Here is a 1,099-nt window from a genome sequence, read left to right as displayed (position 1 = left end):
AGACCCTGACGCTGCCGATCTCACCGCCGCCACCGCGGAGGAGATCGCGGCCGTCCTGTCCTATGCGCTGCGTTACGATGAGCGCGGCAAGCCGCGTCGCAGCGGCTGGGATTTCGCCGCCGGGATGGCGGCAGAGCGCCTGACGGAGCACCTGCGTCGATCCGGCTACATCGTGATGCGCGCCCGCCCCGGCCGCCCCCACTCCGCTGGCTAGGCGGATGGCATGGCAGATCTCGCACTTCGAATAGATCATCAAGCGGCCCTCATAGAACTTCGGAGCGCCGTCGCGCGCCTGGAGCGGGGGACGGTTGTGACGGAGGCCGAGACCATCTCCCTCTGCCCACCCATCGACCGGCTGCTGCCTGCCGGGGGCTTGGCCCGCGGGGCTTTCCACGAGGTATTGGCTGCGGACACCGGCGCCGCCACGGGCTTTTGCGCGTTTGTCCTCGGCAAGGCGGCTGAACCAGTCATCTGGATTGGCGCCGAGCCGGATATCTGGCCTGCAGGTGTTGCGGAACTTGGTCTCTCGCAGAGGGATCTCATTTTCATTGCCGCCAAGCGCGCCAAGGACGCCCTTTGGGCCTTCGAAGAAGCGCTGAAATCACCGGGCGTGGCGGGCGCCGCCCTCGTGCTCGAGGGGCCGGCACCCGACCTGATCGCTGCCCGGAGACTTCAGCTCGCGGCTGAACTCGGTGGCGGCATCGGCTTGCTCATCTTGCCCGACACGGATCTCGTGCCGCCTTCCGCCGCCAGGAGCCGTTGGCGGGTCGGAGCCGCTAAAGCCGATCCGTCCGACAACCCCTCCTGGCGTCTCGATCTCTTGCGTGCCTCCGGCGGACGACCCGCAGCTTGGACGGTCGTCTGGGATCGGCAAAAGCAGGCACTCGCCTTGGCGTGCGACTTGGACCAAGAGCCAGAGCCGGCTGGGCTTGGCGTCGCATGAAGCGCCGACGCTTTCTCGTTCTGTATCTGCCGCAGGTTGCGACCGACCGCATCCGGCAGAAGGAGCCGGAGCTTGCCAGCGTCCCCATTGCGGCCTGGGACACCCAGGGCAACCGTCGCTTGCTGACGAGCGTCGATGCGCCCGGCACCACGCTGC

At 67.8% G+C, this 1,099-nt stretch carries 2 protein-coding genes; both read left to right on the top strand.

Annotation, left to right across the window (positions count from 1 at the left end):
* Nucleotides 1-214: hypothetical protein (locus GSQ92_RS30115; RefSeq protein WP_216856787.1), on the top strand; the 214-nt coding region annotated here is incomplete at its 5' end.
* A gap of 9 nt (nucleotides 215-223) precedes the next feature.
* A complete protein-coding gene (locus GSQ92_RS07625; protein ID WP_159013291.1) occupies nucleotides 224-943 on the top strand; it encodes an ImuA family protein in 720 nt (239 codons plus the stop codon).
* Nucleotides 944-1,099: the final 156 nt, after the last annotated feature.

Origin of the sequence: Acidisoma sp. S159, assembly GCF_009766125.1 — a bacterium.
Classification (GTDB): Bacteria; Pseudomonadota; Alphaproteobacteria; order Acetobacterales; family Acetobacteraceae; genus Acidisoma.
The sequence above is the reverse complement of the archived record's forward strand: the minus strand, read 5'-3'. Positions and strand labels throughout refer to the sequence as shown.